We start from the raw sequence: 637 nt of genomic DNA, 5'->3' as shown, positions 1-637 counted from the left end.
TAAAGTCTCAGGGAGAACTCATCTCGGGGCAAGTTTCGTGCTTAGATGCTTTCAGCACTTATCTCTTCCGCATTTAGCTACCGGGCAGTGCCATTGGCATGACAACCCGAACACCAGTGATGCGTCCACTCCGGTCCTCTCGTACTAGGAGCAGCCCCCCTCAATTCTCCAGCGCCCACGGCAGATAGGGACCGAACTGTCTCACGACGTTCTAAACCCAGCTCGCGTACCACTTTAAATGGCGAACAGCCATACCCTTGGGACCTACTTCAGCCCCAGGATGTGATGAGCCGACATCGAGGTGCCAAACACCGCCGTCGATATGAACTCTTGGGCGGTATCAGCCTGTTATCCCCGGAGTACCTTTTATCCGTTGAGCGATGGCCCTTCCATTCAGAACCACCGGATCACTATGACCTGCTTTCGCACCTGCTCGCGCCGTCACGCTCGCAGTCAAGCTGGCTTATGCCATTGCACTAACCTCCTGATGTCCGACCAGGATTAGCCAACCTTCGTGCTCCTCCGTTACTCTTTGGGAGGAGACCGCCCCAGTCAAACTACCCACCAGACACTGTCCGCAACCCGGATTACGGGTCTACGTTAGAACACCAGCCATTAAAGGGTGGTATTTCAAGGT

At 54.8% G+C, this 637-nt stretch carries 1 rRNA gene; it reads right to left on the bottom strand.

The window, feature by feature from the left end:
- Positions 1 to 637: ribosomal RNA gene (locus OWK27_RS24280) — 23S ribosomal RNA — on the bottom strand; the annotation flags it as partial.

The organism is Enterobacter cloacae complex sp. 2022EL-00788 (assembly GCF_026627565.1).
In the GTDB taxonomy this organism is placed as follows: Bacteria; Pseudomonadota; Gammaproteobacteria; order Enterobacterales; family Enterobacteriaceae; genus Enterobacter; species Enterobacter pasteurii.
This window is presented reverse-complemented; position numbering and strand designations above follow the sequence as displayed.